This window comes from Micromonospora sp. WMMD980, from assembly GCF_029626035.1.
GTDB lineage: Bacteria > Actinomycetota > Actinomycetes > Mycobacteriales > Micromonosporaceae > Micromonospora.
In genome coordinates, this window is the sequence record NZ_JARUBE010000003.1 from 4,464,479 (window position 1) to 4,478,833 (window position 14,355).

Consider the following 14,355-nt stretch of genomic DNA (forward strand, 5'->3'; position numbering starts at 1 on the left):
ACGCGGGGTAGGATTGACGGGTGACTCGGCTGGGGGACCTTGAGCGTGCGGTGATGGACGTGCTGTGGGACTCGGCGCCCACCACGCCCGACGGGGTGACCGTGCGCGAGGTCGCGGACGCGCTCGACGGGCGTGAGCTGGCCTACACCACGGTGATGACGGTGCTCGACCGGCTCGCCGGCAAGGGCATGGTGCAGCGCGAGCGGGAGGGGCGGGCCTGGCGTTACCGGCCCGCCGCCACCCGCGAGGCGCACATCGCCCAGCTCATGCTCGACGCCCTCGACCTCGGCGGCAGCCGGGACGCCGCGCTGGTGCGCTTCGCCCGCTCGGTGACCGGCACCGAGGCGGACGTGCTGCGCGCGGCGCTCGGCGCCGAGGCCGCCGGGACAGCTCCGAACGCCGGGCTGACCGACCGGGTCGAGGACCCGCGACGGTCCGCCGGGTCGGCGCTCGACGAGGCGACGGACCGGTAGGGCGGCCGCCGTGGCGTACGCCGTGCACTTCGCCGCGACCGTCCTGGCCTGCTGGCTGACCGCGCAGGTCCTCGCCGCCGCGCGGTGGACGTGGCGCGCCCCCCGGGTGGCGATCGTCTGCTGGCAGGCGGTCGGCCTGGCGCTCGGGCTCTCCGCGATGGGCCTGCCGATGGCGGTGGGTCTCGCCGCCTACGACCGGCCGACCGGGGGCGCCCTGCTGGCGCTCGCCGACGACCTGGTCCACGGCACGCTGCCGCCGGGCGTGGGCGCGGCGCACCTCGGCCTGGTCGGGGTGGGCTTCGGCATCGGCGCGGTGCTGCTCACCACGACCGTGCGCGCGGTGCACGGCGCGGTCCGCGCCCAGCGCCGGCACCGGGAGCTGCTGAGCCTGGTCGCCCGGCGCGACCCGACGGTGCCGGGCGCGCTGGTGCTCGACCACCCGAGCGCGGCGGCATACTGCCTGCCCGGGGTGCGGCCCCGGGTGGTGGTGAGCGCCGGCACTGTCGACCTGCTGGATCCGGCGGAGCTGGCCGCGGTGCTCACCCACGAGCGGGCGCACGCCCAGGAGCGGCACGATCTGGTGCTGCTGCCGTTCACCGCGCTGTGCCGGGCGCTGCCCTGGTTCGGCTGGGTGCGCGAGGCGCACGCCCGGGTGGCGCTGCTGGTCGAGATGCGCGCCGACGACAAGGCCCGGGAGCTGCACGCGGACGCGCCGCTGGCGGGCGCGCTGCGCCGGTTCGCCGCCGCCGGGCACCGGGTGACGCCGGCCGGCACGCTCGGCATCGGCGACCAGGATCTCGACGTACGCGTGCAGCGCCTGCTGGTCGCGGACCGCCCGCCGCGGCTGCTGGGCGCGACCGCGCTGGCGGTGGCCGGCACGCTCGTCGCGCTGCCGATCTCGTTGTTCCTGAGCTGACGACCCCTACGGGACTTCTCCGGGTTCGCGCGCCCCTATAGGTAGGCAAGCTACGTGTAGGGTCGCTATGACAAGCGAACCAACCCGTGGGAGAACCGCCGTGGATCCCCTGCTCCTCGCCCGCCTCCAGTTCGCCACCACCACCTCGCTGCACTTCCTCTTCGTGGTGGTCACGCTCGGCCTGGTCACCCTGCTGGTCGTGCTCCAGACCGCCGGCTATCTCACCGGCAAGCCGGTCTACGAGCGGCTGACCCGGTTCTGGGGTCAGCTCTACGTGATCAACTACGTGCTCGGCATCGCCACCGGGATCGTGCTGGAGTTCCAGTTCGGCCTGAACTGGAGCGGCCTGTCGCGCTACGTGGGGAACGTGTTCGGGGCGCCGCTGGCCATCGAGACGCTCGTCGCGTTCTTCCTGGAGTCCACGTTCCTCGGCATGTGGATCTTCGGCTGGCACCGGCTGCCGCGGGGGCTGCACCTGGCGCTGCTCTGGGGCGTGGCGATCACCGCGTACGCCTCGGCGTTCTGGATCATGGTGGCGAACGCCTGGCTCCAGCACCCGGTCGGCTACCAGGTGCGGGACGGCGTCGCCCACCTCACCGACTTCGGCGCGCTGCTCACCAACCCCACGTTCGGTTTCGCGTTCGGGCACGTGGTCTCCGCGAGCCTGGTCACCGGCGGCCTGCTGATGGCCGCGGTCAGCGCCTGGCACCTGCTGCGCCGCACGCCCGACTTCGCGCTGTTCCGCACCTCGCTGCGGCTCGGGCTGGTCACCGCGGCGCTCGCGGTCAGCGCGGTGCAGGGCTTCGGCTTCGCCCAGTTCGGCCCGGTCGGGCAGCTCCAGCCCACCAAGTTCGGCGGCGGCCCGGACCGGGACGCGACGATCGCGGAGTGGACCGCCCGGTTCGGCCCCGGCGACTGGGATCCGCCGGTGCTGTCCAGCGTCGGCCTCGGCTTCATGATCCTGATCGGCTTCGCGCTGGGCTGCGTCTGGCTCCTGCTGCCGCTGCTCTGGCGCGACTGGATCATCCGGCTGCGGTTCCCGCTCTGGCTGGTCCTGCTCGGCCTGCCGCTGCCGTTCGTGGCGGTGCTGCTCGGCTGGATCGCCCGGGAGGTGGGCCGCCAGCCCTGGGTGGCGTACGGGCTGCTGCCCACCGCGCAGGCCGTCTCCCCGGTCCCGGCCGGGCTGATGCTCGCCTCGCTGATCGGGTTCAGCCTGCTGCTCGGCGCGCTCACCGTCACCAACTGGGTGCTGCTGGCCCGGCACGCCGCCCGGGGCGCGCGCGACCCGCTGCTCGGCCGCCCGCCCGCGCCCGAGCACGACGACCACCACCACCAGCCCGTGTTCGCCTGAGGAGCCCGTCGTGGAGTTCGCCTGGTACGCCCTGCTCGGCCTCTTCTTCGCCGCCTACCTGGTGCTCGGCGGCTACGACTACGGCGTCGGCCTGCTGCTGGCCCGGCGCGCCGGCACCGGACCGGGCGACGCGCTCGCCCGCCGGGTCGCGCTCACCGCCGTCGGCCCGTTCTTCCTCGGCAACGAGGTCTGGCTGGTGGCCACGGTCGGCATCCTGTTCGGCGCGTTCCCCACGCTGGAGGGGGAACTGCTCTCCGGCTTCTACCCGGTCGTGCTCGGCGCGCTGGGCGGGGTGGTGCTGGTCACCGCCGGCGTGCAACTGCGCGGCCGGGCCGGCGGCGAGGTGGCCCGGGCCGGCTGGGACCGGATCGTGGTGGTCGGCGGCGTGCTCGCCGCGCTGGGCTGGGGCGCGCTGCTCGGCGGCCTGCTCCAGGGCGTGCCGCTCACCGCCGACGGGCACGTCGCCGGCGTCGGTCACGTGGTCACCCCGTTCGTGGCCGCCGCCGGGCTGGCGCTCGTCGCGCTGGTCGCGCTGCACGGTGCGACCTTCCTCACGCTCCGGCTGCCGGCCGCCGACGCGCCGGCGCTCGCCCGACTGGCCCGCGGCCTGGTGCCCGCCGCGCTCACCGCCGTCGGCGCGGCCACCGCGCTGGGCCTGCTCTCCGACCGGGTACGCGCCGCCGTGGCGCGACCGGCGGTCGCCGTACTCCTGCCGGTGGCGCTGGTGGCGGCACTGCTGGTGGCCCGCGCGGCGCTGCGCCGGGGCCGGGCCGGGGTGGCCTTCGCCGCCACCGCGACGGCGCTGGCGCTGCCCGCGCCGCTGGTCGGCGCCGCGCTCTGGCCCCGGGTCCTGGTCTCCACCACCGACCCGGCGACGTCGCTCACCGTCGCCGACGCGGCCGCGAGCCGCCCGACGCTGGCGCTGCTGGGCTGGCTCGTGCTGCCGCTCCTGCCGGCCCTACTAGGCTTTCAGGCGATGTGTTGGTGGGTGTTCCGGGGACGGATCGACGGCAGGGCACCGGTGTACTGGTGAACCGCCGCCCGTTCGACCCGCGTCTGCTGCGCCGGGTCCCCGCGGCCCGGCGCGACCTCGCCGTGCTCGCGGTGCTGGGCGGGCTCACCGCGCTGCTGGTGGTCGCCCAGGCCACCGCGCTGGCCACGCTGCTGGCGACCGCGATCGACGGGCGGCTGCACCGGGCGGCGCTCGCCGGTTTCCTCGGGGCGGTCACCGCCCGGGCGCTGGTGAGCTGGGCGCAGGGCACGGTGGCCGCACGGGCCGCCGCGACGGTCAAGGCGGCGCTGCGCGCCGATCTGCTGCGGGCGGTCGGCCGGCACGGCCCCACCTGGGTCGCCGGCCGGCGGGCCGGTCAGCTCGCCACGCTCGCCGGTCGCGGTCTGGACGCGCTCGACCCGTACTTCACCGGCTACCTGCCGCAGCTCGTGCTGAGCGTGACCGTGCCGGCGGCGGTGCTGGCCCGGATCGTGTTCGCCGACTGGAGTTCGGCGCTGATCATCGCGCTGACCATCCCGCTCATCCCGATCTTCGGCGCGCTGCTCGGCTGGCAGGCACAGGCCGCCACCGAGCGCCAGTGGCGGCGGCTGTCGCTGCTCGGCGGGCACTTCCTCGACATGGTGGCCGGGCTGCCCACGCTGCGCGCGTTCGGCCGGGCCCGGGCCCAGGTGGACGTGGTGCGCCGGATGGCCGACGGCCACCGCCAGGCCACCATGCGGACGCTGCGGATCGCGTTCCTGTCCGCGCTGGTCCTGGAACTCGTCGCCACGCTCTCCGTGGCGCTGGTCGCGGTGCCGGTCGGCATCCGCCTGCTCGGCGGCGGGATCACGCTCTCCACCGCGCTGCTGGTGCTGCTGCTCACCCCGGAGGCATACCTGCCGCTGCGGGCCGCCGGCAGCCGGTTCCACGCCAGCATGGAGGGGCTGACCGCGCTGGACGAGGCGCTCACGCTCTCCGCGACCACCGAGGCGACAGTGCCGGCCGCCGCCGGGCGCACGTCCCCGAGCGGCCGGGGCGAGATCCGCTTCGAGGGCGTGACCGTCGCGTACGACCGGACCACCGCGCTGCGCGACGTGACGCTGACCATCCGCCCCGGCGAGCGGGTGGCCGTCATCGGCCCCAGCGGCGCGGGCAAGAGCACGCTGCTCACCCTGCTCCTCGGCTTCGTCGCACCGACCGCCGGCCGGGTCACCGTGGACGGAGTCGACCTGGCCGGCGTCGACCTCGACGCCTGGCGCCGCGAGCTGGCCTGGGTGCCGCAGCGGGCGCACCTGTTCGCCGGGTCACTGGCCGACAACATCCGCCTCGGCGCGCCGGCCGCCGACACCGCGCTGGCCGGCGCGGTCGCCGACGCGGCGCTGGACGAGGTGGTCGACGCGCTGCCCGACGGGCTCGACACCGTGCTCGGCGAGCGCGGCCACGGCCTGTCCAGCGGGCAGCGGCAGCGGGTGGCGCTGGCTCGGGCGTTCCTCCGGGACGCCCCGCTGGTGCTGCTCGACGAGCCGACCGCCCGGCTGGACAGCGCCAGCGAGGCCGTCGTCCTGACCGCCACCCGGCGGCTGGTCGCCGGCCGGACCGCCCTGCTGGTCGCGCACCGGCCGGCGCTCCTGGCCGACGCCGACCGGATCCTGCGCGTCTCCGCCGGCCGGGTCACCGAACTGCGCCCGACCGCCACCGGCCCGGCGGTGCCCCGGTGAGCGCCGAGCGGGCGGTGCTGCGGCTGGCCCGGCCCTACCTGGGCCGGCTGCTCGGCGCCGGGCTGCTCGCCGCGGCGACCGAGTTCGCCGGGCTGGCGCTGATGGCGACCGCCACCTGGCTGCTGATGAGCGCCGCCGGCCAGCCGCCGCTCGACCGGTTGACCGTGGCGATCGTCGCGGTACGGGCGCTCGCGGTCGGCCGGGGCGTCTTCCGCTACACCGAGCGGCTCGCCGGGCACGACGCCGTGCTGCGCATGGTCACCGACGTCCGGGCCCGGGTCTTCGCCGCGCTCGCCGCCCGGCGCGAGTCCGCCGGCGGGCGTACCGGAGACGCGCTGAGTCGGCTGGTCTCCGACGTGGAGGCGGCCCAGGATCTGCTCCTGCGCGTGCTCGTGCCGGGGTCCGCGGCGGCGCTGGTCAGCGTGCTCGCGGTCGGGGGCGCGGCGCTGATCTCGCCACCGGCCGCCGGCGTCCTCGCGCTCGGCCTGCTGGCGGCCGGGGTGGCGCTGCCCGCGCTGGCCACCCGCCTCACCCGGCGCGCCGCCGACGAGGTGGCCCCGCTGCGTGGCGCGCTGGCGGTGGACGCGGTGGACCTCACCCACGGCGCCGCCGACCTGGCCGCGTTCGGGGCGACCGACGCGGCGCTGGCCGCCGCGCGGGGGCGGGCCGACCGGCTGGCCCGGTTGGAACGCCGGCTCGCCGCGACCGGCTTCGCGGTGGACGCGGCCGGCGTGCTGGTGGGCGGCCTGACCGCGGCCGCGGTGGTGGTCGTGGCGCTGCGCGCCGACGTGGGCGGGGTGCTGGTCGGTGTGCTCGCGGTGGGCACGCTGGCCGCCGTCGAGGTGGCCCTCGCCCTGGTCGCCGCCGCACGGCAACGCACCCAGCTCCGGGCCGGGCTGGCCCGCGTCGCCGACCTGCTCGCCGAGCCCGCCGCGACGACGCCGGCCACCGTCGCGCCACCGGCGTCGGGCGGCCACGACGTGCGGTTCGAGAACGTGACGGTCCGCTACCGGGCCGGGGCCGCGCCCGCGCTGGCCGGGTTCGACCTGGACCTGCCGGCCGGCCGCCGGGTGGCCGTGGTCGGGCCGAGCGGGGCCGGCAAGAGCACCCTGGCCGCGGCGCTCACCGGCGCGGTACGCCCCGCCGCCGGCCGGGTCACCGTCGACGGCACCCCGATCGCCGACCTCCCCGCCGAGCACCTGCCACGACTGGTCGGCGGCCTGCTCGCCGAGGCGTACGTCTTCCACGCCACGGTGCGGGAGAACCTCCTGCTCGGCCGGCCGGACGCCGACGACGCGGAGCTGGCCGAGGCGACCCGGGCGGCCGGGCTGCTGGACTGGGTCCGCGACCAGCCCGAGGGGTGGGACACCGTGGTCGGCGAGCAGGGCGGGCAGCTCTCCGGCGGGCAGCGGCAGCGGCTCGCGCTGGCCCGGGCGCTGTTGGCCGCCCCGCCGGTGCTGGTGCTGGACGAGCCGACCGAGGGCCTCGACCCGGCGGCGGCCGACGCGGTGCTCGCGTCCGCGCTCGCCGCCACCCCGTCGGGGCACTCGGTGCTGCTGATCAGCCACCGACTCAGCGGGCTGGCCGGTCTGGACGAGATCGTGGTGCTGGAGGACGGCGACGTGGCGCAGCGCGGCCGGCACGACGAGCTGGTGGCGCGGCCCGGCTGGTACCGGGAGCAGTGGCAGCGCCAGGAGGCGGCCGAGCGCGGCTATCTGGCGCTCGCCCCCTGAGCCGGTGGTAGGGGAATTCCCGGACGCGGCCCGTGGCCCGGCGGTGGCAGGCTGGTGCCATGCGCGTGGATCAGGAGGCGCGGGTCGAGGGCCGGCTGCGCGAGTTGTCCGGGTGGCTGCACGGGCCGACCCGGCTCAAGGCCGACCTGCTGACCGAGGCGCGGCACGCGCTCGAGGACGCCGCCGAGGCGTACCGGGGCAGTGGCCTGCCGCAGCCGGAGGCGGAGCGGCGGGCGGTGGCCGAGTTCGGCAGCGTCGCCCAGCTCGCGCCCGGTTTCCAGGCCGAGCTGGCCGCCGGCGCGTTGCGCGGGCTGGCGCTGCGCACGCTGGCGGTGGCGGGGGTGCTCATCGCCGCCGGCGACCTGACCTGGCAGGGGTCGAGCTGGAGCGCCGGACCGCGGCCGCCGGCGGGCTATCTGCTGCTCTCCGCCGCGCTGAACGGCATCTGGGCCTCGGTCGGCGGGTTGGCGCTGGCCGGGCTGCTGCTCGGCGCGCTGGCCGCCCGGCGGGGCTCCCCGGGCGTTCTCCGGTCGGCCCGCGTGGTCGGCTTCGGGCTGACCGGCGGGCTGCTGGTCGGCGCGCTCGCCGGCGCCGCGTTGTTCGGCTGGTCGGTCCGGCTGTGGGACGCCGCGCTGACCTGGCCCCCGATGATCATCGGGGTGGTGGTGGTGTCGGCGGCGTGGTTCGCCCTGGCCCGCTCGGCCCGCTGGTGGCTGCTGAGCGCGCGCGGCCCGCGGCTGGCCCGCCGGTGAGGAACGGATCAGGCCGGTGCCGTCGGCGGCTCGTCCGTGCCGAGGAAGCGGCCGACGGTGGCGCTGAACTCGCGCCAGCCGGCCCGTTCCCCGGCGAGCGCCCGGCCACCGGCGTCGGTGAGCCGGTAGGTTCGCCGCTCCCGGCCGTTGACCGTGCTCCAGGTGCTGGCCACCAGGCCGGCCCGTTCCAGCCGGCGCAGCGCCGGATAGATCGTGCCGGTGGGCAGGTCGAGCGTGCCGCCGCTGCGCGCCCGCAACGCCTCGATGATCGCGTAGCCGTGCCGCGAGCCCTGCTCCAGCACGGCCAGCAGCAGCGCGTCGAGGTGTCCGTGCAGCGCCTGCGCCTTCATGTGTAGAAAGCCTACTTGTCGGGGCTTCGGGACGCCACCGGGGTGCGGCTCCCAACCGGAACCGCTCGCCCACTAGGGTATGTGCGCAGAGTCACTCGGCGGCGCGACGCCGCCGGGTGGGCACCCGAACGCACACGGAGGTCAGCGTGGCCCGCCAGTCGCCCCAACGGCCCGACGCCGACGAGCCCGAGCTCGACGACACCGAGACGCCGGCCGCAGCAGACGAGGTCGAGGTCGACCGCCCGGCGGCGGACCGCGCACTCTGGGACGAGGTGCGGATCGACCCGGTGGAGATCGCCCTGCCCGCCGGCACCGGCTACACGCTGCGGGCCTATCGGCCGGCGCGCGAGCTGACCCCGACCGATGTCGCCGAGCGCGACCTGGACGACCCCTTCCTGGCCCGACGCCAGGTCGTCGAGGCCGAGGACGACGAGGAGGTGGTGATCCTCGACGAGGAGTTCGCCGCCCTCAACGACGACGAGGACGAGGACGAGGAGAAGGACGGGAAGCGCGCCGCGACCCGCCGCGGCATGGCCGACGACGACGACGCGGACGACGCGGACGACGCGGACGACGCGGACGACGACGATGCCGCGGGCGACGAGGAGGTGCCGGTCTTCCTCACCCACCGGGGCCGGCTGCTGCTGTTCAAGACGCCGGAGTCACTCGTCACTTTCATCCGTTCCGGTGCGCCCAACGATTTGTCCCAGCTGGACAGTTGGAATGAACTGTCCGAACGGTTGGAACCGGCCGACATCGCCCCTCTGGACGAGGACACCTACGAGCTCGACCTGGTGGTGGAGAACCTGCGCGGCGGGCACGACGCGTGGGATCCCGCACTCCTGATCGAGGCCGGGGAGATCGCCCGTGACCTGGCGTACGCCCTGCGCCTACCGGCCGTGCTCGACATGCTCTCGGCCGGCTCCAGCCTGGACGATCTGGACGAGGCGCTGCGTGCTTCCGTCAACGGCGGAGTCGGTGGTTTCCTCGGTCGCCGCCGGTTGAAGAAAATCGGGGCACAAACCGCAAGTTTGGGTTGGCGCACCATTGTCGGCAAGATCTCTGCGGTTGTGGACTGGCGCGACTGACCCGGAGCGGGGAGCATCAGTCTCTGGCAGAACAAGACCTGTGTCCGGGAGGAGGACGACGCCGTGGCGCTCGTGCGCGTGTACTGCGGTCTGGCCTCGGCAGATCCGGCCGACCGAACGGCTTCGGCCGGAACGACGCTGACGTCCGCTGTGGTCGACGACGCAGGCCGTCTTCTGCACGTCTGTGAGATCGGTGACGAGCCCGCCGGCTATGCCCGGCTGGTCGCGCTGCTGGTGGAGCGGTCCGGTGGGCCGAGCGGGGCGGCCATCGCCGCGGACAGCGACGACCACACCGTCACCTCGCTGCTCAGCGCCGCCGGCCGGCCGCTCGCGATCGCGGACGACGACTCGGTGGACGACTTCGCCGAGCGCTTCGCCGACGACGACTCCCTGGAGGAGATGCAGTCCCCGCCCGCCGAGCGCCGCGCGGTCGGCCTCGCCCGGGCGCTCCAGGCCGGCGCGCTCTCCGCGGTGAGCCTCCCCGCGCCGCGCGACCTCGCCGGCTACAAGCAGGTCCTGTCCGCGCACGCGGCACTGGCCAGCGGGCGGCACTCGGCGGCGGTGACGCTGCGCGAGGTGCTCCGCGAGCTCTACCCGGCCGCGCTGCGGGCCTACCCCGACCCGGCCGAGCCGGTCGCCCTCGCGGTGCTCGACGCGCTGCCCGAGCCGAGCATGCTGACCGGCGCCGGCCGTGGCCGGGAGATCGGCGCGGCCACCGACGCGGTTACCGCGCAGGTGGCCGCCGAGGGCCTGGCGGACACCGACACCGTCACCGAGGCGGTGACCGCGCTGCGCGTCGCCATCTCCGAGACGCCCCGACGAGCCACCGTCAGCCGGGTGCTCACCGCCGCCGTCGCCGAGACCGTGCGGCAGGCCGTCGCATCCGTCCGGGCCTGCGACGCCGGCTGCGACGCGCTTGTCGGCGCGTTGGCCGAACGGGCCACGCCCGCCCCGGCCGCGGGCCGCCGGGCCGCCGCCCGTCGCGGCGAGCCGGTCGACGAGCTGACCGCCGCACCCGCCGGTCTGCGGCCGGTGCGGCCGGCCCAGCCCGAGCCGACCGTCGAGCCGGTCGGCCGACGCAGCCGTCCCGAGCCGGAGCCCGACGCCACCGAGCCGGCGGGCCGGCGCAGCCGTCCCGAGCCGGTCCCCGGCGGTCGGCGCAGCCGCCCGGAGCCGGTCTCCGGTCCGGCCACCCCGAGCACGCCCCGACCGCTCGGCCCGCCGCCGGTGGCGCCCGCCCCGGTCGCGCCGCCGCCGGTCGCCCCGGCCCCGGTGACCCCGGTCGCCCCGGCCGCGGCGCTGGGCCGGCCGATGTCCGCGCCCCCGAGCCGTCCCGAGCCGACCGGCGCCCCGCTGCCCTCACGGGTCGACGGGCCGACCAACCGGCCGGTCTCCGCGCCGCCCCCGCCACCGCCCGGCATCACCCCGATCGCCCCGTCCCAGCGCGGTGCGGTGCCGCCGGCCGAGGCCGGCGAACCGTTCCGTCCGACGCTGACCACCGCCGCGATCAACAAGGCGCGGGCCGAGCGGCAGCGCACGGTCATCCCGCCGCGCCCGGAGACCACTCCGGCGGAGCCGCCGACCGGCGGGTTCAGTGCCACCGACCTGAGCATCCCGGTGCCGAGCCCCCGACCGTCCGCACCGGAGCCCGCACCGCCGGGCTCCCGGGCCAACTGGCCGCTCGTCAACAACGGCGACGACCAGGTCGACCGCGAGCGAGAGGCGCCCGCCTACCCGTACGGGCGGGGCGTGGACGCGCCGAGCGACCCGGGTCGGGTCACCCCGCCGTGGCTCGCCGACGACCTGCCGCCGGAGCCGCCGATGCTGCGGCTGGTCGAGCCGCCGCCGCTGGCCGACCGGGCGCTGCGCTCCGAACTGGACCGGCCGACCGACCCGGGCCTGGAGACACCGCCGCTGCGGCTCGTCGACCGGGGCGACGCGGCCCGGACGGCGCCCCGCGTCGAGATGCCCGCGCCGCTGGAGCGGCGGCCGGCGCCGAAGGAGCACCGGCCCCCGCCGGTCTCCGACGAGGGCGACGGCGACCTGCTGATCTTCGCGCAGGCCAAGTCCGCCTGGTTCGTCGGGCACGGCGACGAGGCCGACCTGGAGTGGGCCTCCACCGCCGACACCGGCTGGCAGGCCGCCGAGCAGGCGGCCCGCCCGGCGATCGGCGCGGAGACGAAGGCGGGCCTGCCCAAGCGGGTGCCGCAGGCCAACCTGGTGCCGGGTTCCCCGCTGCGCGAGGAGCGTCCACTGCGGATCGTCCGCAACGCGGCCAGCCTCGCTGAGAACACCACCGGCTACTTCCGGGGTTGGCGGCGCGGTCAGGAGATCGGCGGCTTCGCGGTCGGCGGTCGACCCGGTCGGGAGGCGGCCGGTGGCTGGGACTTCAGCCGCGACACCGGCGACCGCGACGACGAGCGGGAATACGAATACCGCTCGGCGGGCTACCGGTCCTGACGCCTGCCGCACCACCTGGTGTTCCTGCCCACACCCGGATAATTTGACGCCGGGTCCGGCCGGCCGGGAACATACCCGGCGGACCAGCGGCGGCGCGCGTTCGCCGTGGTGGGAAGGCGACTCCATTGGCGACACCGGCATTCGACTCCACCGTGCTCACCCGGCGGGGCGTCCTCGCGGCCGCGGCCGGCAGTCTGCTGCTCGCGGGTTGCGGGCCGCAGGGTCAGCGGCCCGACGACGGTGCCAGCAGCAGCAGCGCGCCCGGTGACCAGACTCTGGTCGTCGGCGTCAGCCTGGAACTGAGTGGCCGGGGCGCGGCGCTCGGTGTGGTGCAAGGGCGCGCGCTGGAGATCACCGCGGAGACGCTGAACCGGTCCGGGATCCCGGTCGGGAACGTGCTCCGGTCGGTCCGGCTGGAGATCCGGGACAACGGCAGCGACCCGGGGGTCGCCGGCCGGCACGCCGCCGAGTTGACCGGCGCCGGGGCGCACGCGCTGGTCGGTGGCGTCCTCGGCGACACCGCCACGGCCATCGCGGTGACCGCCCAGCGGGTCAAGACGCCGTTCCTCGCGCTGGGCTTCTCCGACCGCCTCGTGCAGCCGCTGTCCGAACGCACCTTCAGCTTCAAGCTCACCCCGGACGCCGCTGACATGGCTCGCCGGATGGTGGACCTGCTCGAATCGCAGCGCGTCGGCCGGGTGTCCCTGCTGGCCGAGGACGGCCCGCACGGCGACTCCGGCGTGCGGGCGCTCCGGGAGGCGTTCGCCAGCAGCACCGTGGACCTGGGACGCACGGTGCGCCTACCGGCCGGCGGGCGGAGCTTCCGCGCCGCCGCGGAGCGGGCCAGCGCCGGAAACCCGGACGCCGTCATCGTGTGGGGCACCGCACCCGACTCCGGCACCGCGGCGCGGGAGTTGCGCCGCGCCGGCCACCGGGGGGCTCTCTTCTTCGACGCCGGCGCGGTCGTCGACGACACGTTGAGCGACGCCAACGCGAAGGCCGTCGAGGGTGCGTACGCGGTGCACCCGGCCTGCCTCGGCGGTTCCGCGCTCATGGCCACCAGCGGAGCGCTGGTGGCCCGGCGGGACTTCGACTACCGCTACACCCGGAAGCACGGCACGTCGGTCGGCTTCGCCCCCTACGCGGCGGACGCGCTGCAACTCCTCGCCGCGGCGGCCCGGAAGGCGACGAGCCTCGACCGGGGCCGGCTGCGGGCGTTCCTGCAGACCCAGATGAGCGAGGGCATCGCGGGTGGGTACGCGTTCACGGCGAATCGACACGGGGGCATGGAGGCCGACTCGCTCGGCGTCTACCGGGTGATCCAGGGCGGCTGGTCCCGGTACGCCTGACCGTCCCGGCCGGACCGTCCTCGCCGCACGGTCCGGCCGAGGGGTGGCGACAGGTCCGGCGACGGACAGCAGGAAGCGCCCGGTGGCCCAAGGCCGCCGGGCGCTTCCGCGTGTCGGTCAGGCGGGCGCGACGGCCCGCGAGCGCCGCATGGTGAGCACGTACTCGACCAGCGAGATCAGCACGTGCTTCGTCGACTCCCGGTTACGGGCGTCGCAGGGCACCACCGGCACGTCGCGGGAGATCGCCAACGCGTCCCGGACGTCCTGCGGGTCGTGGTACTGCATGCCGTCGAAGCAGTTGATGGCCACCAGGTACGGCAGCCGCCGGTGCTCGAAGAAGTCGATGGCGGCGAAGCAGTCGGCGAGCCGACGGGTGTCGACCATCACCACCGCGCCGATCGCTCCCCGGACCAACTCGTCCCACATGAACCAGAACCGCGTCTGACCCGGCGTACCGAAGAGGTACAGGATCAGGTCACGGTCGATCGAGATACGACCGAAGTCCATCGCCACCGTGGTCGTCGTCTTGCCCGGCACCTGCCGGGTGTCGTCGACGCCCACGCCGGCGGAGGTCATGATCGCCTCCGTGGTCAGCGGCGTGATCTCCGAGACCGAGCCGACCAGCGTCGTCTTGCCGACGCCGAAACCACCGGCGATAACGATCTTCGCCGACGTCACGCGTCCGCTCGGCACCGGCGGCCGGTGCGACATGTCAGAGCCTGCGAAGTCCACTCAGCACCCTCTCCAGCAATTCAGTGCCCACCGCGTCGTCGGAGTCGTCCAGAATGGTCGGCTCGTGGACCGCGACCAGGCCATCCGTCGCCATGTCGGCGATGAGCACCCGGGCCACGCCGAGCGGGAGCTGCATCCGCGCCGCGATCTCGGCGAGCGACTGCACACGTCCGTCACACAACGCGGCTATGTACTGGTGTTCACGGCCCTGGCCACTGTTGCCAGTGGCCACCGCACGGCCGCGCACCGTCGTCTCGACGAGCGCCTCCAGGGCGATGTCGAGCCGGGGGCGGGTACGACCACGGGTCACGGCGTACGGCCGGACCAACGCTCCGGTCGGTTCGTCACGATCCGCCATGTCGCCGCTCACCTCCCTCGTACCCGACACCGGCTCGCCCCGGTGACACCCGTCGCTGTCGTTGTCGTTCCCGCTCCTGACCCA

12 protein-coding genes and 1 pseudogene are annotated in these 14,355 nt (G+C 75.8%); 10 read left to right on the top strand and 3 right to left on the bottom strand.

Going from position 1 to position 14,355, the window contains the following annotated elements:
- Window positions 1–20 precede the first annotated feature (20 nt).
- The 7 genes and pseudogenes from O7618_RS20920 to O7618_RS20950 all read left to right on the top strand — a co-directional run bounded on the left by O7618_RS20920 (window position 21) and on the right by O7618_RS20950 (window position 7,934).
- Window positions 21–473 carry a BlaI/MecI/CopY family transcriptional regulator gene (locus tag O7618_RS20920; RefSeq protein ID WP_278107817.1) on the top strand — a complete coding sequence of 151 codons (453 nt, stop codon included), beginning with the start codon at window positions 21–23 and terminating at the stop codon, window positions 471–473.
- A gap of 10 nt (window positions 474–483) precedes the next feature.
- Entirely contained in the window at window positions 484–1,389 is a 906-nt protein-coding gene (locus O7618_RS20925) for a M56 family metallopeptidase (protein ID WP_278107818.1), read from the top strand.
- A gap of 100 nt (window positions 1,390–1,489) precedes the next feature.
- Window positions 1,490–2,740 (top strand): cytochrome ubiquinol oxidase subunit I, encoded by a 1,251-nt coding sequence (locus O7618_RS20930; RefSeq protein WP_278107820.1) that lies wholly within the window; start codon window positions 1,490–1,492, stop codon window positions 2,738–2,740.
- A 10-nt stretch (window positions 2,741–2,750) separates the two neighbouring features.
- Window positions 2,751–3,773 carry a cytochrome d ubiquinol oxidase subunit II gene (locus tag O7618_RS20935; RefSeq protein WP_278107821.1) on the top strand — a complete coding sequence of 341 codons (1,023 nt, stop codon included), beginning with the start codon at window positions 2,751–2,753 and terminating at the stop codon, window positions 3,771–3,773.
- The gene (gene cydD / locus O7618_RS20940) at window positions 3,770–5,449 is read left to right on the top strand and encodes a thiol reductant ABC exporter subunit CydD (protein ID WP_278107822.1); all 1,680 of its coding nucleotides are present in this window, start codon (window positions 3,770–3,772) and stop codon (window positions 5,447–5,449) included. Before O7618_RS20935 ends, cydD begins: the two co-directional genes overlap by 4 nt.
- Window positions 5,450–5,463: 14 nt before the next feature.
- Window positions 5,464–7,182, top strand: a pseudogene (gene cydC, locus O7618_RS20945) (thiol reductant ABC exporter subunit CydC); the annotation flags it as partial.
- A 59-nt stretch (window positions 7,183–7,241) separates the two neighbouring features.
- Window positions 7,242–7,934, top strand: a complete 693-nt coding sequence (locus O7618_RS20950) for a permease prefix domain 1-containing protein (RefSeq protein WP_278107824.1) — start codon at window positions 7,242–7,244, stop codon at window positions 7,932–7,934.
- Window positions 7,935–7,942: 8 nt separating this feature from the next.
- Here the strand turns inward: O7618_RS20950 and O7618_RS20955 are convergent, their stop codons facing one another.
- A complete protein-coding gene (locus O7618_RS20955) occupies window positions 7,943–8,284 on the bottom strand; it encodes a helix-turn-helix transcriptional regulator (protein WP_278107825.1) in 342 nt (113 codons plus the stop codon).
- A gap of 116 nt (window positions 8,285–8,400) precedes the next feature.
- Here O7618_RS20955 and O7618_RS20960 point away from each other — a divergent pair, with 116 nt between their 5' ends.
- The 3 genes from O7618_RS20960 (at window position 8,401) to O7618_RS20970 (ending at window position 13,181) form a co-directional block, all read left to right on the top strand.
- The gene (locus O7618_RS20960) at window positions 8,401–9,372 is read left to right on the top strand and encodes a DNA primase (protein WP_278107826.1); all 972 of its coding nucleotides are present in this window, start codon (window positions 8,401–8,403) and stop codon (window positions 9,370–9,372) included.
- A 63-nt stretch (window positions 9,373–9,435) separates the two neighbouring features.
- Entirely contained in the window at window positions 9,436–11,832 is a 2,397-nt protein-coding gene (locus tag O7618_RS20965; RefSeq protein WP_278107827.1) for a transposase, read from the top strand.
- 125 nt (window positions 11,833–11,957) lie between these two features.
- On the top strand, window positions 11,958–13,181 hold the full coding sequence (locus tag O7618_RS20970; protein ID WP_278107828.1) for an ABC transporter substrate-binding protein: 1,224 nt from the start codon (window positions 11,958–11,960) through the stop codon (window positions 13,179–13,181).
- A 117-nt stretch (window positions 13,182–13,298) separates the two neighbouring features.
- Here O7618_RS20970 and O7618_RS20975 read toward each other — a convergent pair whose 3' ends face one another.
- Together O7618_RS20975 and O7618_RS20980 are read right to left on the bottom strand one after the other, a co-directional pair.
- The gene (locus tag O7618_RS20975) at window positions 13,299–13,892 is read right to left on the bottom strand and encodes an ATP/GTP-binding protein (RefSeq protein WP_091061022.1); all 594 of its coding nucleotides are present in this window, start codon (window positions 13,890–13,892) and stop codon (window positions 13,299–13,301) included.
- A 1-nt stretch (window position 13,893) separates the two neighbouring features.
- On the bottom strand, window positions 13,894–14,271 hold the full coding sequence (locus O7618_RS20980; protein WP_278110097.1) for a DUF742 domain-containing protein: 378 nt from the start codon (window positions 14,269–14,271) through the stop codon (window positions 13,894–13,896).
- Between the last annotated feature and the right edge of the window lie 84 nt (window positions 14,272–14,355).